The 22,286-nt window shown below is 70.8% G+C and carries 21 protein-coding genes and 1 riboswitch; of the genes, 6 read left to right on the top strand and 15 right to left on the bottom strand.

The window, feature by feature from the left end; all coding sequences use genetic code 11:
- Positions 1–678: MFS transporter (locus D9R02_RS06735; RefSeq protein WP_121566603.1), on the bottom strand; the 678-nt coding region annotated here is incomplete at its 3' end.
- Positions 679–778: 100 nt separating this feature from the next.
- On the opposite strand from D9R02_RS06735, the gene trmB reads away from it, so the two are divergent.
- Positions 779–1,609, top strand: a complete 831-nt coding sequence (gene trmB, locus D9R02_RS06730; protein WP_059281719.1) for a tRNA (guanosine(46)-N7)-methyltransferase TrmB — start codon at positions 779–781, stop codon at positions 1,607–1,609.
- A 162-nt stretch (positions 1,610–1,771) separates the two neighbouring features.
- Here the strand turns inward: trmB and D9R02_RS06725 are convergent, their stop codons facing one another.
- From D9R02_RS06725 to dnaK, 4 genes are all read right to left on the bottom strand, one after another.
- The gene (locus D9R02_RS06725; RefSeq protein ID WP_059281718.1) at positions 1,772–2,278 is read right to left on the bottom strand and encodes a heat shock protein transcriptional repressor HspR; all 507 of its coding nucleotides are present in this window, start codon (positions 2,276–2,278) and stop codon (positions 1,772–1,774) included.
- Between the two features lies 1 nt (position 2,279).
- A complete protein-coding gene (locus tag D9R02_RS06720; protein WP_121566602.1) occupies positions 2,280–3,302 on the bottom strand; it encodes a DnaJ C-terminal domain-containing protein in 1,023 nt (340 codons plus the stop codon).
- Between the two features lie 84 nt (positions 3,303–3,386).
- Positions 3,387–4,013 (bottom strand): nucleotide exchange factor GrpE, encoded by a 627-nt coding sequence (locus D9R02_RS06715; protein WP_082698407.1) that lies wholly within the window; start codon positions 4,011–4,013, stop codon positions 3,387–3,389.
- Positions 4,010–5,878, bottom strand: a complete 1,869-nt coding sequence (dnaK, locus tag D9R02_RS06710) for a molecular chaperone DnaK (protein ID WP_019310000.1) — start codon at positions 5,876–5,878, stop codon at positions 4,010–4,012. The genes D9R02_RS06715 and dnaK overlap by 4 nt, the downstream gene beginning before the upstream one ends.
- Before the next feature lie 332 nt (positions 5,879–6,210).
- Here dnaK and D9R02_RS06705 point away from each other — a divergent pair, with 332 nt between their 5' ends.
- The 5 genes from D9R02_RS06705 (at position 6,211) to D9R02_RS06685 (ending at position 11,626) form a co-directional block, all read left to right on the top strand.
- Positions 6,211–8,199 (top strand): BCCT family transporter, encoded by a 1,989-nt coding sequence (locus D9R02_RS06705; RefSeq protein ID WP_059281874.1) that lies wholly within the window; start codon positions 6,211–6,213, stop codon positions 8,197–8,199.
- Between the two features lie 503 nt (positions 8,200–8,702).
- Entirely contained in the window at positions 8,703–9,575 is an 873-nt protein-coding gene (locus D9R02_RS06700) for a TetR/AcrR family transcriptional regulator (RefSeq protein WP_223110226.1), read from the top strand.
- An 88-nt stretch (positions 9,576–9,663) separates the two neighbouring features.
- A complete protein-coding gene (locus D9R02_RS06695; protein ID WP_310793811.1) occupies positions 9,664–10,107 on the top strand; it encodes a low molecular weight protein-tyrosine-phosphatase in 444 nt (147 codons plus the stop codon).
- Positions 10,077–10,730, top strand: coding sequence for a uridine kinase family protein (locus tag D9R02_RS06690; protein WP_223110228.1), 654 nt, complete (start codon positions 10,077–10,079; stop codon positions 10,728–10,730). The genes D9R02_RS06695 and D9R02_RS06690 overlap by 31 nt, the downstream gene beginning before the upstream one ends.
- Positions 10,727–11,626, top strand: coding sequence for an aminotransferase class IV (locus D9R02_RS06685; protein WP_121566600.1), 900 nt, complete (start codon positions 10,727–10,729; stop codon positions 11,624–11,626). The genes D9R02_RS06690 and D9R02_RS06685 overlap by 4 nt, the downstream gene beginning before the upstream one ends.
- A gap of 99 nt (positions 11,627–11,725) precedes the next feature.
- Here D9R02_RS06685 and D9R02_RS06680 read toward each other — a convergent pair whose 3' ends face one another.
- From D9R02_RS06680 to D9R02_RS06635, 10 genes are all read right to left on the bottom strand, one after another.
- Positions 11,726–12,529 carry an energy-coupling factor transporter transmembrane component T family protein gene (locus tag D9R02_RS06680; RefSeq protein WP_121566599.1) on the bottom strand — a complete coding sequence of 268 codons (804 nt, stop codon included), beginning with the start codon at positions 12,527–12,529 and terminating at the stop codon, positions 11,726–11,728.
- Positions 12,526–14,124 carry an ABC transporter ATP-binding protein gene (locus D9R02_RS06675; protein ID WP_121566598.1) on the bottom strand — a complete coding sequence of 533 codons (1,599 nt, stop codon included), beginning with the start codon at positions 14,122–14,124 and terminating at the stop codon, positions 12,526–12,528. The genes D9R02_RS06680 and D9R02_RS06675 overlap by 4 nt, the downstream gene beginning before the upstream one ends.
- Positions 14,121–14,744, bottom strand: a complete 624-nt coding sequence (locus D9R02_RS06670) for an ECF transporter S component (RefSeq protein ID WP_039102148.1) — start codon at positions 14,742–14,744, stop codon at positions 14,121–14,123. Before D9R02_RS06670 ends, D9R02_RS06675 begins: the two co-directional genes overlap by 4 nt.
- A gap of 57 nt (positions 14,745–14,801) precedes the next feature.
- Positions 14,802–14,908, bottom strand: a riboswitch (TPP riboswitch).
- Positions 14,909–15,074: 166 nt separating this feature from the next.
- On the bottom strand, positions 15,075–15,347 hold the full coding sequence (locus D9R02_RS06665; protein ID WP_047979120.1) for a DUF4235 domain-containing protein: 273 nt from the start codon (positions 15,345–15,347) through the stop codon (positions 15,075–15,077).
- Positions 15,348–15,476: 129 nt separating this feature from the next.
- Entirely contained in the window at positions 15,477–15,842 is a 366-nt protein-coding gene (gene mnhG / locus D9R02_RS06660) for a monovalent cation/H(+) antiporter subunit G (protein ID WP_059280770.1), read from the bottom strand.
- Positions 15,839–16,108 carry an MrpF/PhaF family protein gene (locus D9R02_RS06655; RefSeq protein WP_019309988.1) on the bottom strand — a complete coding sequence of 90 codons (270 nt, stop codon included), beginning with the start codon at positions 16,106–16,108 and terminating at the stop codon, positions 15,839–15,841. The genes mnhG and D9R02_RS06655 overlap by 4 nt, the downstream gene beginning before the upstream one ends.
- Positions 16,105–16,752: a Na+/H+ antiporter subunit E gene (locus D9R02_RS06650; RefSeq protein ID WP_121566597.1), complete on the bottom strand. Its 648-nt coding sequence runs from the start codon at positions 16,750–16,752 to the stop codon at positions 16,105–16,107. Before D9R02_RS06650 ends, D9R02_RS06655 begins: the two co-directional genes overlap by 4 nt.
- Positions 16,749–18,386, bottom strand: a complete 1,638-nt coding sequence (locus D9R02_RS06645; protein WP_121566596.1) for a Na+/H+ antiporter subunit D — start codon at positions 18,384–18,386, stop codon at positions 16,749–16,751. Before D9R02_RS06645 ends, D9R02_RS06650 begins: the two co-directional genes overlap by 4 nt.
- Complete coding sequence (locus D9R02_RS06640; protein WP_039102143.1) at positions 18,376–18,906, bottom strand: Na(+)/H(+) antiporter subunit C; 531 nt, start codon at positions 18,904–18,906, stop codon at positions 18,376–18,378. Before D9R02_RS06640 ends, D9R02_RS06645 begins: the two co-directional genes overlap by 11 nt.
- Complete coding sequence (locus D9R02_RS06635) at positions 18,903–22,004, bottom strand: Na+/H+ antiporter subunit A (RefSeq protein WP_121566595.1); 3,102 nt, start codon at positions 22,002–22,004, stop codon at positions 18,903–18,905. The genes D9R02_RS06640 and D9R02_RS06635 overlap by 4 nt, the downstream gene beginning before the upstream one ends.
- Positions 22,005–22,286: the final 282 nt, after the last annotated feature.

Raw genomic sequence — 22,286 nt, 5'->3', positions numbered from 1 at the left:
GCGCAGGATCCGCCCCACCCCTCCCGCGGCGCGCGCGTGACGCGGCAGCGTCTCCGGGATCACGAGCACCGAGCACGCGAGCATCACCGCCCCGAAGACCGCGAGCACCGCGAAGGCGGTGCGCCAGTCCGCCACGGTGGCGATCACCCCTCCCGCGAGCGGGGCCACCACGGGCGCCAGGGAGGTGATGAGCGAGAGCACGGAGTACATCTGTGCGGCCCGGTGTCCGCGGGCGATGTCCGAGACCACCGCGCGGGCGATCACCACACCGGCCGCCCCGGAGATCCCCTGCAGCAGCCGCAGCGCGAGCACCACCCCGATTCCCGGCGCCAGGATGATCCCCACCGACGACAGCAGGAACACCAGGTTGCCGGCCACCATCAGCCGGTGGCGCCCCACCACGTCCGAGAGCGGGCCGAGCAGGAACTGCCCGCCCGCCATGCCCACCATGTAGGCGGTCAGACTCAGCTGGACCAGGCTCACGGGCGTGCCGAACCACTGCGCCATCTCCGGCATGGACGCGAGGTACATGTCCGTGGCCATGGGGCTCACCGCCGAGAGCACACCCAGCGAGCCCACGAGCGCGATCCGGTCCCAGCGCGGCGGCAGCCCCAGCCGGCTGCGGACGGCCCCGGGCCTGCCGGGCGCGGAGGCGTGCGGCTCGTGGTCCTGGGGCATGCGGTTCTCCTGCGCGGCGCGGGTGGCGGGTGGCCCTCCATCGTAGGGTCCGCCCGCCACGCCGTGACCTCCCGTGACGGCCCGCCTAGGATGTTCCTCGATGGAATCCAGCGACCAGACACCCCAGGCTCCCCAGAACGACGCCGCCCTGCCGGCCTCCCCCGCCGACGCTCCCGAGGGCACCGCCACGCCCGCGGCCTTCCACCGCCAGCCGTACTCCTTCGTGCGCCGCGGCGACCGGCTCTCCCCCAAGCGCCAGAAGTCGTGGGACGAGCACGCCGGTGAGTGGGTCCTGGACATTCCCCGCGTCATGACCGACACCTCCGTGGATCCCTCCTACCGGCTCGACCACGAGGCGGTCTTCGGACGGACGGCACCGCTCGTGGTGGAGATCGGCTCGGGGCTGGGTGAGGCGATCGTCGCGCACGCCGCCGCGCACCCGGAGCTGGACCACCTGGCCGTGGAGGTCTACAAGCCCGGCGTGGCGGACCTGCTCATGAAGGCCGCCCAGGCGGGGGTGACCAACGTGCGTGTGGCGCAGGCCAATGCCCCCGAGGTCCTGGAGCACATGCTCGAACCGGCATCGGTCCGCGAGCTGTGGGTGTTCTTCCCGGACCCGTGGCACAAGACCCGCCACCACAAGCGCCGCCTGGTCTCCCCCGGTTTCGCGGAGCTCGCCGCGCGCGTGCTCGAACCGGGCGGACTGTGGCGGCTGGCCACGGACTGGCAGGAGTACGCCGTGGTCATGCGCGAGGTCCTGGACGCCGCAGAGGCCGAGTTCGAGAACGTCCACCCCGGCCCGGCCGCGGACGACGAGCACCCCGACACCGGGTGGGCACCGCGCTGGGACGGCCGGATCCTCACGAGCTTCGAGCGCAAGGCCACCGAGGCCGGGCGCGTCCCCCGGGACCTGACCTACCGGCGTCGCTGACCCGGCGGCGAGAAGAATGCCGACCCGGGCGGTTCGGCCGCTGAGACCACGGATGTGACCCCGTGACCCTCCGCCCGGGATGCCACGGAGTGGGCAGATGCGCAGGAACCCCGCACCAGCTCGTGGTGCGGGGTTCCGTCGTGCCGTGGCACCTCGCTCCACTCAGGACGCGCTGCGGCTGCGCTTCGTCCCGCGTGCGGACGGGGCATCAGTGGCGGCGGTCTCGCGGCCACCGTGCTCCGGCCGGGCCGGGCGGTAGAGCATGAGCGCCTGCGAGACCTTGCGGGGCGCCCGGCGGGTGCCGCGGGCGATCCGCACCACGTCCCCCTCGGAGCCCGCGGTGAAGATCATGTCCCGCTCGCGCCGTGCCTCGCGCTCCCGGTCGAGCTCCTCGCTCAGCTCGGTGACCCGGGACTGCAGCGCCTGCACCTGGTTCTCCAGCTGCATGATGCGCTTGATCCCCTCCAGGGACACCCCCTCCTGGGAGAGCTCCTGGATCTGGCGCAGCTTCTGCACGTCCATCTGGGAGTAGCGCCGTGCCCTGCCGGAGGCGCGGGACGGTGTCACGAGCCCCATGCGGTCGTACTGTCGCAGCGTCTGCGGGTGCATGTCCGCGAGCTCGGCCGCCACCGAGATCACGAAGACGGGCTGGGTGAAGTCGATGGGCATCTCAGACCGCCGCCTCCTCGCTCAGGGACGCACGGGGATCGAAGCCCTCCGTGGCCCGGGCGAACTCGCGCAGGGCCTCCTGCGCGGCGTCGTCGAGATCCGCGGGGAGCTGGACCTGGACGGTGACGATCATGTTGCCCGTGGTGGACCCGGACGTGAATCCCTTGCCCTTCACGCGCATGCGGTGCCCGGAGGACGTGCCCGCCGGGACCTTGAGGTTCACGTGGCCCTCGTCCAGGGTGGGCACCTGAACGGTGGCACCCAGACCGGCCTCGCTCACGGTCACCGGGACCGTGACGTGGACGTCCTGGCCTTCCCGGGTGAAGAACGGGTGCTCCTTGACCTTGACGGTCACGAACAGGTCCCCGTTGCCGCCCGGGCCGGTGTGGCCCTTGCCCGCGATCTTGAGCCGCTGGCCGTCCTTCACGCCCTTGGGCACGCGCACCGTGGTGGTCTGCCCGTTGCCCCGGCGCAGCTTCACGGTGGTGCCGTGGTACGCGGAGCGCAGCGGGATGGTGGTGGTCGTGTGGATGTCCTCGCCCTTGGTGGGCGGGGCCTGGTAGCCGCCGAAACCACCCTGGCCGCCGAAGCCACCACCGGTGCTGAAACGGGTGTCCCCACCCTGGGCACCGCCGAACTGCGCGAACAGGTCCTCGAACCCGCCGCCGCTGGACGTGGTGTAGCGCCTGCGGCCGCCGCCACCGCCGTTGAACAGGTCCCCGAAGATGTCCTCGAAACCTGCACCCCCGGCGCCGCCCGCGGGCCCACCGGCCATGAAGCGTGCACCCGACCCCATGGCGCGGATGGCGTCGTACTGCTCACGCTCCTCGGGGTCGGACAGCACCGCGTTGGCCTCAGTGATGTCCTTGAACTTCTTCTCCGCGGCCGCGTCCCCCGGGTTCTGGTCCGGGTGGTACGTGCGGGCCAGCTTGCGGTACGCCTTCTTGACGTCCTCGGGTGATGCGTCCTTGGAGACGCCCAGCACGCTGTAGAAATCCTTGTCGATCCAGTCCTGACTGGCCATGACGCCTCCTTCCTGTGAAATCTTCCTCAGTAGGACTCGGGGCGGGTCCCGTCATGTGGACCCGCCCCGAGGTGTTGGTGTGCTCTACGGCTGCGCCGCCACGGCCACCTGGGCCGCCCGGACCACCCGGTTGCCCACCTTGAAGCCCGAACGCAGCACCATGGACACGTGGTCTGGCTCCACCTCGTCGGTGGGCTGCTGCATCACGGCTTCGTGGACGTTGGGGTCGAAGCTCTCCCCCACCTCACCGATGCGGGTGAGACCCTTCTTGCCCAGGGCGTCCTCGAGCTTGGTGGCGATCGCCGCGAACGGGCCGTCCTCGAGGTCGCCCGCCTTGCGGGCGGCGTCGATGTCGTCCAGCACCGGCAGCAGCGCGGAGACCAGCTCGCCCGAGACGAAGTCCCGCAGCTGGTCCTTCTCCCGCACCGTGCGGTTCTTGTAGTTCACGAACTCCGCCTGCAGGCGCCGCAGGTCCTCGAGCCGCTCGTCCGCGAGCCGCTGGGCCTCGGAGTCGCCCTCCGGGGCGGCGTCGCCGGTCGACGACGCCGCGTCCGCGGACTCCGCGTCCTGGGACTGGGGGGTGTCGAGGATGTCGTCCACGGTGAGCCCCCCGTTCTGGGATGCGTCCTGCTGGTGCTGAGCGGGCTGCTCCGGATCCTCCGGCACGGACTGGCCGTGGCCCTCGGTGTTCTCGGAATCGCTCATGCTCACTTCTTCCCGTCGTTGTCGTCGTCCACGACCTCGGCGTCGACGATGTCGTCGTCCGATGCCTGGGCGCCCTCGGCACCGGCGGCGCCAGCCTCGGCGCCCGCGGCACCCTCGGCCTGGGACTGGGCGTACAGGGCCTCGCCGATCTTGGTCTGCGAGGTCTGCAGCTTCTCGAACGCGGTCTTCACGGCGTCGTCGTCATCGCCCTCGAGCGCGGCCTTGACGGCGTCCACGTCCGCCTGGACCTCGGTCTTGACGTCCTCGGGGATGGCGCCCTCGTCGTCCTTGATCAGCTTCTCCACCGAGTACGCGGTCTGCTCCGCGTTGTTGCGGCGGTCCGCGGCCTCGCGGCGCTGCTTGTCGGCGTCCGCGTTCGCCTCGGCGTCCTTGACCATGCGGTCGATGTCCTCCTTGGACAGCGAGGTGCCGCCCGTGATGGTCATCGACTGCTCCTTGCCGGTGCCCTTGTCCTTGGCGGACACGTGCACGATGCCGTTGGCGTCGATGTCGAAGGTGACCTCGATCTGCGGCATGCCGCGCGGGGCCGGCGCGATGCCGGTCAGCTCGAACGTGCCCAGGTTCTTGTTGTCCCGGGTGAACTCGCGCTCACCCTGGAAGACCTGGATGGACACGGACGGCTGGTTGTCCTCCGCCGTGGTGAAGGTCTCGGAACGCTTGGTGGGGATGGCCGTGTTGCGCTCGATGAGCTTGGTCATCACGCCGCCCTTGGTCTCGATGCCCAGCGACAGCGGGGTCACGTCGATCAGCAGCACGTCCTTGCGGTCGCCCTTGAGCACACCGGCCTGGATGGCGGCGCCGATGGCCACGACCTCGTCCGGGTTCACGCCCTTGTTGGGAGCCTTGCCGGCCATCTCCGTGACCTTCTCGGCCACGGCGGGCATGCGGGTGGAACCACCCACGAGCACCACGTGGTCGATGTCGGAGACGTTGATCCCGGCCTCGGTGATGACGTCCTTGAACGGCTTCTCCGTGCGGGCCAGCAGGTCCTTGGTGAGGTCCTCGAACTTGGCGCGGGAGAGCTTCTCGTCCAGGTGCACCGGACCCTCGGGGGTCACGGACAGGTACTGCAGGGAGATGGTGGTGGAGGTGGCCGAGGAGAGCTCCTTCTTGGCCTGCTCCGCGGACTCCTTCAGGCGCTGCAGGGCGATCTTGTCCTTGGACAGGTCCGCACCGGTCTTGGACTTCACCTGCTCCAGCAGCCAGTCCACGATCCGCTGGTCCCAGTCGTCGCCGCCGAGGCGGTTGTCGCCGGCGGTGGCGCGGACCTGGATGGTGGAGAAGTCGTCCTCGTCCTTGCCGACCTCCAGCAGGGAGACGTCGAAGGTGCCGCCACCGAGGTCGAAGACCAGGATGAGCTCGTCCTCCTTGCCCTTCTCCAGGCCGTAGGCCAGGGCCGCGGCGGTGGGCTCGTTGACGATGCGCAGCACGTTCATGCCCGCGACCTCGCCGGCCTCCTTGGTCGCCTGGCGCTCGGCGTCGTTGAAGTACGCGGGGACGGTGATCACGGCGTCCGTGACCTTGTCACCCAGGTAGGACTCCGCGTCCGCCTTGAGCTTCATGAGCGTGCGGGCGGAGATCTCCTGCGGGGTGTACTTCTTGCCGTCGATCTCGGTGGTCCAGTCGGTGCCCATGTGGCGCTTCACGGAGGCCACGGTGCGATCCACGTTGGTCACGGCCTGGCGCTTGGCCACGTCACCCACGAGGGTCTCGCCGTCCTTGGAGAACGCGACGACGGACGGGGTGGTGCGCGCACCCTCGGCGTTGGCGATGACGACGGGCTCGCCGCCCTCCAGCACTGCAACCACGGAGTTGGTGGTGCCGAGGTCGATTCCTACTGCACGAGACATTCTCTGTCCTTTCGTTGGAGCGGGGCGGTCCGGGGCTCCCCGTAGGGCTCCTGATCCGGACCGTCAATCCTTGAGCTTTCGAGACTCAAGTTTACTCATTGAGTCGGCGGTGTCAACCTAAGTTGAGTCCGCTTCACTCAAGACTGCGGAGTCGGCGGTCCCCGGAATTCTGCGGATGAGTTAGGGCGACTACCGATTCGACGTTACAATCGTGGGTTTGTACGCCCAGGGCGAAATACTGCCCGCTTCCGGGCGCGCGCCCACCACGTCCACGGGAGACCACACACCTTCACGAGATCGCACACTCCCCCGCCGCAGTCAGGAGAACTGTCTTGAGCACGCCACCGCATTCCCCGGAATCGGAACCGCAGCAACCCCCCGCCCACCACGGCTCCTCCGCCGGATCCACGACCCGCAGCAGGCCGCGGCAGATCTTCGACGAGCTGACGTACCCCCACGGCATCCACCCGGCACTGGTTCCGGGCGTGGGTGTGGAGGACCGCAAGGTGCGGTTCTCCACGGACAAGGCGGTGTTCATCATCACCGCCCTGCTGATCGTGGGCTTCATCGCCTGGGGTGTGCTGGGGACCGAGAGCCTCTCCGCCGTCTCCTCCACCGCGCTGGCCTGGGTCACGGAGAACACGGGGTGGTTCTTCATCCTGCTCTCCACCGCAGCCGTGTTCTTCATGCTCTTCATCGGCTTCACCCGCACCGGGCGCATCAAGCTCGGCCGTGACGACGAGGAGCCCGAGTACTCCTTCTTCTCCTGGCTCGCCATGCTCTTCGCCGCCGGGATGGGCATCGGGCTCATGTTCTACGGGGCCTTCGAGCCCATGACCTACTTCGAGAGCGGAATTCCCGGCTTCTCCCACGTGGCCGAAGCCGGGGAGGAGTCCATGGCGGTGTACGCCCTCGTGCAGTCCGCCTTCCACTGGGCACTGAACCCGTGGGCCATCTACGCCGTGGTCGGCGTCTCCGTGGCCTACGGCGCCTACCGCCGCGGCCGCGCACCCCTGATCTCCCGCGTGTTCACCGCGCTGCTGGGTCACAAGCGCGTGGACGGGCCCCTGGGCAAGCTCATCGACGTCTTCGCCATCTTCGCCACCCTGTTCGGCACCGCGGCCTCCCTGGGCATGGGCGCCATGCAGATCGGCTCCGGCATCTCGATCGTGGGCGGCATCGGCGAGCTGGGCAACAACGTCCTGATCCTGCTCATCGCACTGCTGTCCGTGGGCTTCATCATCTCGGCGGTCTCGGGCGTCTCCCGCGGCATCCGCTACCTCTCCAACATCAACCTGACGCTCGCGTTCGTCCTGGCGCTGTTCGTGTTCTTCGTGGGACCCACCGTCTACCTGCTGACGCTGATCCCCTCCACGTTCTCGACCTACATCTCCGAATTCCTCTTCATGACCGGCCAGTCCGCGGCGTGGGGACCTGAGAGCGCCGAGTTCTCCAACACCTGGACCGTGTACTACTGGGCCTGGTGGCTCTCCTGGTCCCCGTTCGTGGGCATGTTCATCGCCAAGATCTCCCGCGGGCGCTCCATCCGCCAGTTCGTGACCGTGGTGCTCGTGGTCCCGGCTTCCGTGTGCGTGCTGTGGTTCATCGTCTTCGGCGGATCGGCCATGTACTTCGCCAAGAACGGCGCGGACCTCTCCGTGGAGGACGGCGCGGAGTCCATGCTGTTCGGCCTCTTCGACCAGCTGCCGCTGACCGGGGTCACGTCCGTGCTCGCCATGGTCGTGATCGGCATCTTCTTCATCACCAGCGCGGACTCCGCCTCCGTGGTCATGGGCACCATGACCCAGCGCGGGCGCCCCGAGCCCAGCAAGTGGATCGTGGTCTTCTGGGGCGTGTGCCTCTCCGGCATCGCCATCGTGATGCTGCTGGTGGGCGGCGACGACGCCCTGGCCGGGATGCAGAACCTGGTGATCGTCTCCGCGCTGCCGTTCGCGTTCATCCTGGCGTTCATGATGGTGGCGCTCTACCGCGACCTGCGCAACGATCCCGCCACCCTGCGTACGCGCTTCGCGCTGTCCGCGGTGGAGAAGGCCGTGTCCACGGGCCTGGCCGAGCACGGCGACAACTTCGCGCTGCAGGTGGAGCACGCCGAGGGCCACCGTGCCGCCGGCGACTCCTTCGACTCGCACGATCCGGCCATCACCGAGTGGTACCGCCAGACGGACGAGAACGGGGACGAGACGGACTTCCAGTACAAGTCCCGCTGGGTCTCCTCCGCGGTGGACGACATCGTGGATCAGACGCCCCAGGACGAGGCGCCGTGGGAACAGACCACCCCCCACAACGCCAACCAGAAGTAGTGCGGGGGCGGTGACGCCCTCCTGAGAAGCACCGACCAACGGGGTGCACGTCCACGGACGTGCACCCCGTTGCTCATGGGCGGCGGCACCCGTCAGTGCTCCCCCGTCTGCCGGGAGTCCGGCGTGCGCAGACCCACGGCGGCCACCACCAGCACCGCGAGCAGCGCGAACGAGATCTGCTGCGAGTGCACGAGCGCGAGGACGGTGTCGGGGTCCCAGGCTCCGGTGGGCAGGCGTTGAGGTCCCGCTGATCACGGGAACGGCCACACTGAGGATGGAGTTCTCCACCATCTCCACGAGCTGGGTGAGGCACAGGCGCAGCAGTGCGGGCCACGCGGCACGCAGGCTCCGGGGCGCGGTGGCGGCGCGGTGCCGCGCGCCGCCGTCGACGAGTCGGGTTGCGACAGGCCCGCCAGGGAAGTCGAACATGTTCGTCAATCGAATGAGGTTCGAGAATGGAACAATGTTTGATGCCACGCAACCCCCTGCGTACCCTGACCCTCATGGCAACCCCCCACGGACCCGCAGCAGAGCCCTCCCCCGACCCGCACGCACGAGTGCCGCCGCGGGAGCCGCAGGATGGCAGCCCCGCTCCGCGGACTCGCGGCGCGAGTACCAGGGCGGGCGGGCGGCGTCGTGCGAGCCTGTCCGTGGAGTCGATCGTGGACACCGCGATCGCCATGCTGGACCGGGACGGCGCGGCGCGACTGACCCTGCGGGGGCTGGCCGCCGAGCTCAGAAGCGGCGTGGCGAGCCTCTACTGGTACGCCTCGGGCAAGGACGAGCTCATGGCCATGGTCGCGGACGAGGTGCTGGGCCGCGCGCTCGCGCAGTTCGAGACGCTGCGGGCGGCGGGGCAGAGCGCGCCCGAGCAGTTCGCGCAGCTGCGGGCCCCGGAACCGGACCCTCGCACGAGCGCCCGCACCCGGGAAGCCCTCGTAGACCTGCGCCGGCTCTCCCTGTGCCTGTTCGCCCAGATGCTGGAGCACCTCTGGCTCGCGGAGCAGCTGGTGCACGCGGGCCCGGACGAGGAGAACGCCCTGCGCACGTGGGAGTGCACCGGGCAGATCCTGCAGCGCATGGAGCTGAGCACCTCGCAGCAGTTCCACGCCTCCATGGCCGTGAGCAACTACGCCTCCGGGATGGGCGCGGAGATCTCCCAGCGCCAGGCCCAGCGCCACGAGCAGGACGCCGAGCAGATGTTCCGCGAGCAGCTCGAACGCTGGGACCACGCGAGCGCGCAGGACTTCCCGTTCGTGCACTCGGTGCTGGGCGAGTTCCGCCGCCACGACGACCGCGCCGAGTACGCGGCGGGTCTCGACCTGCTGCTCTCGGGCATCGAGCGCCAGACGTGGGCGGGACGCCCGGCACGGTGACGCACTCGCCGCCGACGGATTTTTCGTACAGTGGTGGCCATGATCGAAATCGTCACGGTGTGCACCGGCAACATCTGCCGCTCCCCCCATGGCCGAGGCCCTGCTTCGCCGTGAGATCGAGCGCGCCGGGCTCGGTGACGCCGTCACCGTGGGCTCTGCCGGCGTGAGCGACGAGGAGCACGGCAACCCCGTGGACCCCCGCGCCGGCGCCGTCCTCGCGGACAACGGGCTGGAGCTGCGGGAGCACAGCGCGCACCGCGTCACGGACCGCGAGCTCGCGGAGGCGGATCTGCTGCTCGCCATGACCGCCGAGCACGCCCGCAGGCTGCGTCAGCGGCTGCCCGAGGGCCACCCGGACACCGTGCGCCTGATGCGCAGCTTCGACCCGGCCGTGGATCCCGAGCACACGGACCTGGACATTGCCGACCCCTGGTACGGCGGGGCCGAGGACTTCAACACCGCGTGGGAGCAGATCAGCGCGGCCGTGCCCGGGGTGGTCTCGTGGCTGGGCGAACGGGTGTCCGCCTCGTGATCGCCCCCGACGAGGTGTTCCAGCCGGAGGAGATCGAGAACTTCCCGGACGGGGTCAACCTGGCGCGGCTGCTCCCGGCGGCCACGCGCAGGCCCTGCCTGGTGGGCATCGACGGGCGTTCCGGGGCTGGCAAGACCACGCTCACGGACCAGCTCGCCGCCGTGCTGCGCCGCTCGCACGACGTCGTGGTCTTCCGCCTGGAGGACCTCTATCCCGGGTGGGACGGCCTGCTGGAGGGCATGGCCGCGTACCGCACGGAGATCCTCGAGCCCCTGCGCCACGGCCAGGACGCGCACTGGACGGCGTGGGACTGGCTGACGAGTGAGCCGGGCACCCCGCGGCTCACCCGCACCGCCGAGATCGTCCTGCTGGAGGGCGTGGGCGCGTGCCACCGCGAGGCCCGGGTGCTCCTGGACACGTCCGTGTGGGTGGAGCTGCCCACCTCCCAGCGGCGACGGCGCGCCCTGGAGCGTGACGGCGCAGCCTACGAGGGCCACTGGGACCAGTGGGCCGCCCAGGAGGAGGAGTACCTCGCGGAGGATCCCGTGTGGGAGTGCGCGGACATCATCCACCCCGGCCCGTCCTCGGGGGAGCCCGCCCCGGAGGACCGGGACCCCTCATGACCCCACGCGGCGGCGCGGCCGTGGTCATCTCACCCGCGGGTGAACCGCGGCTCGTGGACCCTGAGCGTCCGCACGTGGTCCTCGAGGACCAGGCACTGACCCGCGGGGACGGCGTGTTCGAGACCATGCACGTCCTGGACGGGGACGCCTACAAGTTCGCCGCCCACCACGATCGGCTGTGCTCCTCGGCGCGCAGCGCCGCACTGCCCGCTCCCTCCGCCGCCACGTGCCGCACCGCTCTGCGCATGGCGCTCGACGCCGCCGGGCCCGGTTCCCGGGACGAGCTCCTGGGCCTCGGGGCGGAGCACGCGGTGAAGCTCAGCATCTCTCGGGGCGTCCCGGGCGGAGAACCCTGGGCATGGCTCACCGCCTCCCCGGTTCCCGCCGCCACGTTCGCGGCACGCCGGGACGGGTTGCGCGTCCTGCTGCTGGAACGCGGTCACGATCCCGCCGAGGACACCGACCTGCCGTGGCTGCTGCCCGGGGTGAAGACGCTGTCCTACGCGGTGAACATGGCCGCGGTGCGCCACGCGCGGGAGCACGGGGCGCAGGACGCCGTGTTCATGACATCCTCCGACCACCGCATCCTGGAGGGGGCCACGTCCTCGGTGATCTGCGCGCGCACCGCGCCGGGCGCCCAGCCCACCCTCGTCACGCCCGAACCGTCCCGCGGGATCCTTCCCGGGACCTCCCAGGCGCGGATCTTCGAGACCGCCCGCGCCCACGGCTGGGCGGCGGAGCACCGCCCCCTGTACCCACGGGACCTGCTGCGAGCGGATGCCGTGTGGTTGACGTCCTCGGTCCGCCTGGCCGTCCCCGTGACCGCCGTGGACGGGCACCCGGTGCCCACGGACCCGGAGCTCACGCGCACGCTCACCGGCTTCCTGGTGGGCTGACCCGGCCCGGGCCAGCGCCCGGCGCAAGTGCGCACTTCCCCCCACTGGCCACCTCCGGCGCGCAGAGAGCCGTCACGCCGGGCGGCGTCGGCGGCGGCCTCACTGCCAGATGAAGCGGTGCGTGCCCAGCGCCAGGGAGACCACCAGGGCACCCACCGCGGCGAGCACCACGGCGGTGCCCACGAGAACGTCCACGCGGCTGCAGTGCAGACTCCGCGCCCACGTGCGCGGCCCGGCGCCGAAGCCACGCGCCTCCATGGTCATGGCCAGCCGCGTGGCCCGGCGCAGGGACTGGACGAGCAGGGCGAACGCCTGACCGCCAAACTCCTGCGCGGCCCCCACCGGGCCGCTCCGGCCCCCCGCGCCGCGTGCCCGGCGGGCGGATGCGAGCACGCTCCACTCGGTGACCATGACCTCGACCAGCCGCATGGCCGCGAGCGCCGCGAGCACGAACCGCGCCGGCAGTCTGAGGGTCTGGGCGAGCCCGTCCGCGAGATCCGTGGGGTCGGTGGTCAGCAGCACGGTGATCCCGGGCAGGGCGATCGCGAGTCCGCGCAGGGCGATCGCGCCGCCCGCGGCCAGGGACCCGGTGGTGATCGTGAGCCAGCCGACCTCCACGAGGACCGTGCCGCCCGCGGGCGAGAGCATCGCGGTGCCCCAGCCGCTGATCAGCGCGGCCACCGCGAGGGGCCACAGCAGCCGCAGCAGCCGCCACGGGCCGAGCCCCACCCCCGCGAGGAGCACGAGCTGCCCCGCGAGGGCCACGGCGTTGGTCACGGGGTCCGCGCTCACCACGATCACGAGCGTGATCAGCAGCGCCCCCAGCAGCTTGACCACCGGGTTGGCGCGGGACAGCAGCCCCGTGCGGGGACCGAACATGGACGGCGCCACGGGCGTGCTCATGAGCCGAGCCTCACGTCCTGCGCCTCCAGCGCCGCCACGAGGTCGCGGTCGTGGGTCACGGCGACCACCGCCGTGCCCCGGTCCATCTCCGCCACGAGCAGGTCCACGAGCTCCCTCCAGGTCTGGGCGTCCTGGCCGAACGTGGGTTCGTCCAGGATCAGCACGCGCGGGGCCGCCGCGAGCACGGTGGCCACCGACAACCGGCGCTTCTGACCACCGGACAGCGTGAACGGGTTGGCGTCCGCGAGGTCCTCGAGGCGCAGGCGACGCAGCAGGTCCTCCACCCGGGCGGCGTCGTGCTCCGGCAGCTCGTCCTTCGAGGCTCCGGCGCGGCGCAGCAGCTGACGCGGTCCGAACTCGAGCTCGGCGCGCACGGTGGGACGCAGGAACTGGTGCTCGGGGTGCTGGAAGACCGTGCCCACGCGCGGGATCAGCTCCCCGCCATCCCACAGCGAGGGGTCCTGCGGCGCGCCGTCCGCGAGCGCCGCGGAGGCCCGCACCGTGCCGCGCACGGGCACGAGCAGACCCGCCAGCGTCAGCGCCAGGGTGGACTTGCCCGCCCCGTTCACGCCGGTCACGGCGAGCGCACGGCCCGCGCGGACGTCCAGGCTGATGCCCTCGGCGGCCACGGGCGCGTCCCAGCCGTCCAGGGGGTCCACAGCCGCGTCCGTGCCGCGCCGCCAGGCCTTCCGGGCACGACGCCGCCTGCGGGCGATCTCGCGCCGCGTCGGCTGCACGCGGGAGACGGCGAGGTCCCGGGCGCTCAGCAGCACCTCCCCGGCGTCCGGGCCGCGGGTGTCCGCCGGGGCGGGTGCGCGCGTGGTCGGAACCCAGCCGGGCACCCACGTGCCCTGCTCCTGGAGCAGGTGGCGGGCGTCGTGGAGGGTCTCGCGGGTGGGACCGTCGAAGGCCACCCGGCCGTGCTCGTCCAGCACGATCACCCGGTCCACCACGGGTTCCCACAGGGCCACCCGGTGCTCCACGACCACGAGCGTGATGCCGTCCCGCAACACCGCCTCGGAGACAGCCCGGCACAGCTGCTCCGCGCCCTCCTGGTCCACGCTCGCGGTGGGCTCGTCCAGCAGCAGCAGCCGGGGTCGCATGGCCATGACTCCCGCGAGCGCGAGGCGCTGCTTCTGCCCGCCGGACAGGGCCGTGGTGGAGTGCGCGAGGGGCAGCGTCAGCCCCACCCGCGCGAGCGCCTCGTCCACGCGGGGCCAGATCTGCTCGGGGGGCACCGAGATGTTCTCCAGCCCGAACGCGACGTCGTCCCCCACGCGGGAGAGGATCACCTGGGTCTCGGGGTCCTGGTGCATGAAGCCCACGGCCCCGCGCGCCTCCCGTGGGTCCACGCCGTCCACGCTCAGCCCGCCGGAGCGGGACTGCCCGTCCGGATCCTGTTCCACCCCCGCGAGGGCCTGCAGCAGCGTGGACTTCCCGGCGCCGGACGGCCCCAGCAGCAGCACGCGCTCCCCGGGTTCGAGCACGGCGGTGACGTCACGGAGGCTCGGATCCTGACGGCCGGGATAGTGCCACCCGAACCGCTCCAGCCGCACGGCCGCACCCGTGGGCGCTGACCCCGCCGGTTCCGTCATCGACGGCGCGTGGCGCCGGAGGCCAGGGCCCCCAGCACCCCGGTGGCCTGCAGCGCGCGCACCACGAGCCACATCAGGGCACCGGCGATCACCGCACCGGAGAGGGTGGTGAGCGCGGCGTAGACGACCTTCTGGTCCAGCGCCCACTCGTAGTTGTACATGATGTCCTCGCTCACCCCGAGGAACAGTCCGGAGAGCGCACCGGCCGCGGTGGCCACGGCCAGGCCGAAGCGGCGGTAGCCCGTCAGGAGGAACACGAGCTCCACTCCGAGACCCTGGACGAGACCGGAGATCACCACGGTCCACCCGAAGTGGGTTCCCAGGAAGCCCTCCAGCACCGCCGCGAGCAGCTCGCAGAACAGGGCCGCGCCGGGCTTGCGGATGATGAGCGCGCCCAGGGTGCCCGCCACGAGCCAGCCGCCCGAGATCAGCCCCGCCGAGGGCGGATACGCCACCGCGGCCGTGGAGACCACGGGGTACAGCAGGTTGGACCACATCCAGAAGATCACCGCGCACGCGGCGGCGAGGACCGCCGCCACCACGATGTCCACGACCCGCCAGGACTGCGTGCGGGCGGTACCCCGTGCGGTTCCGGTGGGGGTGCTGCTGAGCTGTGTCATGAGAACTCCTCCTGAAGGTTCCAGGAGGGGAAGAGCCCCCCGCGCACCGCGGACGGGCCCTTGAGATGCTCGACTCCCTAGCGCCGGTATGAACCGGATCAGGTTCGAGGGTCTGCGCTCGCGCGCACTCTCAGCGCCTCGGTGGCGCTCCCCTGTCGTTGAGCCACCAGTCTAGACCACCACGGCGGTCGGCCGAGGTGCTCGAGGCGCCCCGGCCGACCGCCGTGGTGCGAGGTGCGGGCCGTGCGCCGCACCCCGGTCCCGCGCACTCCCGCCGTGAGGACGCGCCAAGCGCGTGGCCTCACCGGCGGGCGTGCGCGGGAGCAGAACTCAGATCTCGGCCTGCGAGGACTTCGTGGAGTCGTTGTCGTCGGACTGCATCTTGGACACCTGGCGGGCGATGCCCACCTTGATGACCGTGCCCACCACACCGGTGATCATGGCCCAGATGATGATGTCGCGCCAGGCCTCGTCCTCGTCCGGGTTCTTGGCGGGGGGCTCGTTGCCCGTGACCTGCTTCCACACCACGGTGAGGGCCTTGTTGGCCACGGCCACGCCGCCCAGGGAGGCCACCGTGCCGAAAATGTCCATCGCCTTGTTCATGGGTTTCTCCTCGGTTCTCGAAAGTGCCGCCGGCGCGTGGTGGCCGGCGGCGTCGTGCTCCCACCCCAGCATACGAACCCGGGAGCCGGGGTGGTGCCACCTGCCCGGGTGGCACCGCCGCGTGTGTCGTCAGTCGCGCCGGTCCTCACCGGCGCGGGCGACGACGTCCCGCAGCTCGTCCGCCACGAGGTTCTCCTCGTGCAGGTGCTTGGAACGGTAGGCCGCACGGCCCACCATGTGCGCGGAGACCGGGACCGTGAGCAGCTGGAAGATCCACGCGAGGACCAGCAGGGGGATCATCCGGGGCTCCCCGCTGGCGAGCGCGAGGGCGGTGAGCAGCAGGAGCAGCCCGAAGACCTGGGGCTTGGTGCCCGCGTGCATGCGGGAGAGCAGATCGGGGAAGCGCACGAGGCCCACCGCGGCCGCGAGCGACATGAACGTCCCCGCGACCAGGCACACCACTGCCGCCACGTCCGTCACCGTGTGCCAGTTCATGAGCGGTCCAGCCCCACGTTGCGCGCCACCGTGACGGATCCCAGGAACCCCACGAGGGAGACGATCACGAGCAGCACCAGGTTGTCCGTGTGGCGGTGGTACACCATCTCCACGGCCAGGGCGGCGCCCACGATGGCCAGGAGGACGTCCGTGGCGATCACCCGGTCCAGCAGGGACGGCCCCTTGGCCAGGCGGTAGATGGTGCCCGCGGCCGCGAGCGCGAGGATCGCACCGCACACCCACACGGCGACGTCGAACAGGGTCATGACCGCTCCTCTCCGGGCCCGCTCGCGGCCTCGTCCATGTCTTCGGTGGGGGACTCGACGGCGCCCGTGGCCTCCGTGCGGTCGGGGTCCCCTTTGACCGGCAGCAGCGCCAGGTCCTCCCGCGAGCCCATGATGCGGATCCAGGCGGCCTCGGTGTCCAGCACCGAGCGCCGGAACGCCTCGGCCTGCTCCGGCGTGGCGATGTCCAGGACGTGGAAGTAGAGGATCCCGTTCCCCCGGTCCACCTCGACCACCAGTGACCCGGGGATCAGCGCCATGGTGTGCCCCACGGCGGTCATCAGCAGATCGTTGTTCTGCCGCAGCGGCACCCGCAGCACGGCGTTGTGCACGCGCGGTCCCTGCACCAGCGCCACTCGGAACACGTGGATGCTCGCCTTGGCCACCTGCCACACGAACGTGACCACGAACAGCACGAAGTGCACCACGTTGAAGCGCCCGGACAGCCGGACCGGGGGCAGCACCAGTGTGCGCGTGACCAGCAGGACCAGCAGCAGCCCGAAGACCAGGTTGCCGGGGCTCCAGTCCCCCCACAGCGCTCCCCACACCACCACGAGCCACAGGATCAGCGGCAGCTCGGCCCGCAGGGAGTTGCGGGCCTGGCGGCGGACGGCGGACGTGCTCATGCTGCCTCCTCGCTCACGCCGCCCTCGCCCACGGGGGCCAGCACGGCGTCGATGTAGCGGTCCGGGTGCACCAGGTTGTCCGCGGCGCTGCCCGCGAGGTCGAAGAGCGGGCCCGCGAAGACCGTGAGCGCCACTCCCACCACCACGAGAGCGGTGGTGGCCCCCACCATGGTTCGAGGCAGCAGCACCACCTCGGACGCGCCGGACAGCACGCTGCCCGGGTTGCCGGTCACCACGCGCGAGCTGCGCGGGTGGTGACCCTGGGCCGTGGTGGCCCGCAGCACGGGATCCGGGTACTCGGCGTCCTCCACGCGGCGCAGGAACACGCGGTTCCACACGCGGATCAGCGCCAGCAGCGTGAGCAGCGAGACGAGCACGGACACACCCACCAGCAGGTGGTCCAGCCAGGTGCCGCTCGCGATGCCCGCCTCGAGCAGCCCCACCTTGCCCAGGAAACCAGAGAACGGCGGGATCCCGCCCAGGGTCAGCGCGGGGATCAGGTACAGCACTCCCAGCAGCGGCGAGATCCGCAGCATTCCCGCGAGGCGGTCCACGTTGGGGGACCCGCCGCGGCGCTCGATCAGCCCGGCCACCAGGAACAGGCTCGTCTGGATCACGATGTGGTGGGCGATGTAGTAGACCACGGCCGCCAGGGCCTGGGGCGTGCCCACGGCGATCCCGAAGATCATGTAGCCGATGTGGCTGATGAGCGTGAAGGAGAGCATGCGCTTGATGTCGATCTGGGCCAGCGCACCCAGGATGCCCACGAGCATGGTCAGCAGGGCCACCCACATCAGCAGCCCGTTGATCTGCCGGTCCGGGAACAGCAGGGTCTCGGTGCGGATGATCGAGTAGACGCCCACCTTGGTCAGCAGCCCCGCGAACACCGCCGTCACCGGCGCGGAGGCCGTGGGGTAGGAGTCGGGGAGCCAGAAGGACAGCGGGAACACCGCGGCCTTGACTCCGAACGCGATCAGCAGCATGAGGTGCAGCTGCAGCTGCGTGCCCTGCGGGAGGTCGGCGAGCTTCACGGAGAGGTCTGCCATGTTCACGGTGCCGGTGGCGCCGTAGATCATCCCCAGGGTGATGAGGAACAGGATCGACGAGATCACCGAGACCACCACGTAGGTCACGCCCGCCCGGATGCGCTGCGCGGTCCCTCCCATGGTGAGCAGCACGTAGGAGGCCGTCAGGAGGATCTCGAAACCCACGTAGAGGTTGAACAGGTCCCCCGCCAGGAACGCGTTGGAGACACCGGCCACGAGCAGCAGGAACGTGGGGTAGAAGATCGAGATGGGGCCCTCGTCGTCCCCGCCGGCCACGCCCTCGCTCACCGCGTAGACGAGCACCGCGAGGGACACGACCACCGACACCACGAGCATGAGCGCGGAGAGCTGGTCGACCACCATGACGATCCCGTACGGGGCCGCCCAGCCACCCAGGTGCACGGCCTGGGGGCCCTGGTTCCACACGTCCGCGAGCATGACGGCATCCAGGACCAGCGTCAGTGCCATGGCTCCCACGGTCACGGTGCGCTGGAGCCTGTTGCGGTGCACGATCACGAAGTTCAGAGCCGCACCGAGGAACGGGATGAGCACCGCGAGCGGTGCCAGCTGCGCCAGGTCAGTGCTCATGCGGATCCCTCCTGTCCGTGCGCGGCTGCGTCTCGACCCTGTGGTGGCCCGGTGACTCCGAGGCCTCCTCGGCGTTGTGGCGCGAGGGCGTGAAGGGGGCGTCCGGGGTGGCGAACTCCGAGGCGTCCTGCGGGATGGCGTCGTCGTCCTCGGCGTCGTACGAGGACTGCTGCGCCACGCGGCGGTCCTCGAGGTCGTCCTGGATCTCGTCCCGGCGGGCCAGGATCCAGGAGCGCCAGATCATGGACAGCAGGAAGGCCGTGGTGGCCAGGGAGATCACGATGGACGTCAGCACGAGGGCCTGGGGCAGCGGGTCCGAGTACTCGGAGGGGTCCAGGGACGAGTCGTAGAGCGGTGCCACGCCCGGCACCCCGCTGGTGTGCAGGATGAGCAGGTTCGCGCCGTTGGTCAGCAGCATGAGGCCCAGCAGCACGCGCGTGAGGGAACGCTCCAGGAGCAGGTACACCCCCACGGAGAACAGCACGCCCATCACCACGAGCAGGGTCAGGTTCACGGTCACGGCCGCACCTCCGAGGTCTCGTCCCCCGAGACCATGGAGCCCTCGGGGGCGTCCGGGTCCTCGGAGCGGGTGGCGGTCATCACGGGCCCGTTGCGGGTCAGGCGGATGCGGGAGCCCCGGCCCGTGCGCTTGCGGTCGTCCTCGACCGCCGAGCGCTCGATGCGCTCGTCGATCCGCCCGCCCAGCGAGCGCAGGATGTCGAGCACCAGGCCCACCACGATCAGGTACACGCCCACGTCGAAGATCAGCGCGGTCACGAACTTCACGTGCCCGAACAGCGGCAGGTCCCACTCGAACGTGTAGCTCTCCATGACCGCCCCGCCGAAGAACAGGGGCGTCAGGGCGTACAGGGAGGCCAGGGCCAGTCCCGCGCCGAGCATCCACCCCGCGTTGACGGGCGTGGCCCGCTCGAGCTCGTAGCGGCCGCCGGCCAGGTAGCGCAGCGTCAGGGCCAGGGAGGCCATGAGCCCTCCGGCGAACCCACCGCCGGGGTCGTTGTGCCCCGCGAGCAGGAGGTAGAGGGAGACCAGCATGAAGGTGTGGAACAGCAACCGCGCCACGACCTCGAAGATGATCGAGCGCCGCTCGGGGGCGAGCGTGCGCCCGGCCAGCAGGAACGGGTCCGCGTCCGGGCGGGAGGAGAAGCGCCGGGCCACCTCGATCTCCTGGGTCCTGGCCTGTGTGGAGTGGGCCGCGGAGTCGGCGCCACGCAACGCCTGCAGCCGCCGGGTGTCCAGCTGGTGGCGCTCGCTACGCAGCCGGTCGCCACGGCCCTTCACGAAGATCAGGGAGGCGATCCCGGTGGCGGCCACGGTGAGCACGGAGATCTCCCCCATGGTGTCCCACGCCCGGATGTCCACGAGGATCACGTTCACCACGTTCTCGCCGTGGCCGAGCTCGTATGCCATGGATGGCATGTCCAGGGAGATCCGCTCGGCGGTGCGGGAGGACATCGAGAAGGCGGCGAGCGCCATCATGAAGAGGCCGAAGACCACCGCGAAGACCGCGCGGAAGACCCGGTGCCCGGCCTTGCGCCGGTTCCACAGCGGGCCGGGCAGCGAGCGCAGCGCCAGCACGAAGGCCACCAGGGAGATCGTCTCCACGAGCATCTGGGTGAGCGCGAGGTCCGGGGCGCCGTGCAGCGCGAAGAGCAGGGCCAGCCCGTAGCCCGTCACGGAGACCAGCAGCACCGCCAGGAACCGCTTGCCCGCGGTGAGCACGAGCAGCGCCGCCACCACCATGGCGATCCCGGTGGCCAGCTGCGCCGGGGAGTCCGTCACGCGGAAGCCCGCGAGGGGTGGGGTCTCGAACCAGAACAGGGCCACGAGCGGCACCACCACGGCCGTCACGAGGATCACGGACAGGTAGAACATGAGCGAACCACGCTGGGTGCGCCCGGTCAGCCACACCGCCACGATGTCCAGCACGTTGATGATCCAGCGGTACACGTAGTCGCCCGAGGGCAGCGAGGGGAGCCGCCGCTGGAGGCGGGACACCGGCCTGCGTGCCCTGTGCAGCAGCAGCCCGGCCACGATGATGAACGCGGAGAAGCCCAGCGCCGGGGTCAGCCCGTGCCACAGCTCGAGGTGCACGTGGGACTCGTCCGCTTGGGGGAACAGCTCCTGGTAGGGCTTGATCCCCGCCTCCAGGGGCGCGGGGAACAGACCGAGCACCACGGTGGCTCCCGCGAGGACCATGGGCGCCATGAGGAAGGCCCACGAGGCCGGCGTGAACTCGCTGATGACCGACTGGCCGTCGGGGGCGGCGTCGAGATCCGAGAAGGACGCGGACTTGCGGGCGAAGCCGCCCCACAGGAAGCGGGCGCTGTACGCGACCGTCAGCACGGACCCGACCACGGCGCAGACCAGGGCCACCGCCCCGGCGAGTTCGGAGACGTCACCCCAGAACGCGGTGAGCACGGCCTCCTTGGCCACGAAGCCCAGCAGTGGCGGAATCCCCGCCATGGAGGCCGCACCGATCACGGACACCGTGAACAGCTTGGGCGCCATGCGGCCCACGCCCGAGAGCCGGCGGATGTCACGCGTCCCGGCCTGGTGGTCGATCACACCCACGGCGAGGAACAGGGTGGCCTTGAACAGGCCGTGGGCCATGACCATGCCCATGCCCGCCATGGCCGTGTCCGCGGTGCCGAAGGACACCACCGCCGTGATGAACCCGAGCTGGCTCACGGTGCCGTAGGCCAGGATGAGCTTGAGGTCGTACTGCCGCAGCGCCACCCAGCCGCCGAAGATCATGGTGCCGAGCCCCAGGGTCAGCGTGACCGGGAGCCAGTACTGCGTCTGTGCGAACCCGGGGGCGAGCCGGGCCACGAGGTAGATGCCCGCCTTCACCATGGCCGCGGCGTGGAGGTAGGCGGAGACCGGGGTGGGCGCGGCCATGGCGGCGGGCAGCCAGAAGTGCGTGGGGAACAGCGCGGACTTGGTCACCACGCCCGCGAGCACCAGCACCACGGCGACGTCCACCGTGGTGGAGCCCAGCATCTCCGGGGCGGCCGCGAGCACGCCGGAGATCCGGAACGTCCCGGCCTCGGTCCCCAGCATGATGAGCCCCACGAGCATGGCCAGCCCACCCGCCGTGGTGATCACGAGGGCCTGCAGCGCTGCACGCCGTGCGGCCAGCTTGGTCCGGGAGTAGGAGATGAGGAGGAAGGAGAGCACGGAGGTGATCTCCCAGAAGACGAACAGCACCATGAGGTCGTCCGCCGTGACCAGCCCGAACATGGCCCCGGCGAACGCCACGAGCTGCGCCGCGAACGAGCCGATGTCCCGTGCATCCGCCTTGAAGTAGCGGGCGCAGTACGCGAGCACCAGGGTTCCCACACCGAGCACCAGCAGGCACATCATGTAGGCCAGGGCGTCCATGCGGAACGAGAGGGTGATCCCCAGCTGGGGGATCCACTCCAGGGTGGTGGACCAGCCGTGCTCGGGGCCGTAGACGCGCGAGGTCTGGGACACCAGCCACACGAGGCCCGCCAGGGGGGCGAGGGCCACCACGTAGAAACCGGAGCGCCCGGTGCGCTTGAGGATCGCGGGTGCGAACAGTGCCATGACTCCGTGGAGCAGCAGCACCGGGATCATGGGGTCCCACCTTTCGTGCCGCTGTTGGAGCACACCGGTTCCCAGGAAAGGCGCAGCAGGCACGCAGGGGAAGCGGGGAGTGTTGTCGAGATCCCATCGTAACAAAGGCGGTGGTTGACGTGTCCCCGATCCGGCCCCGGTGAACTCCCGGCAACATCTCCTCCCCCGCCCCCTCCGGCTGCGGGCCGTGACGCGCGCCGCACCGTAGGGTGAGCCGCATGACCGCTGAGCGCACGAGCACGGCCCGCAGCCGGAGGGGGCGGGGGAGGAGATGTTGCCGGG

Source organism: Kocuria rhizophila (assembly GCF_003667225.1).
In the GTDB taxonomy this organism is placed as follows: Bacteria; Actinomycetota; Actinomycetes; order Actinomycetales; family Micrococcaceae; genus Kocuria; species Kocuria rhizophila.
Note: the sequence above shows the minus strand (reverse complement) of the source record. Positions and strands in the feature narration are given on the sequence as shown.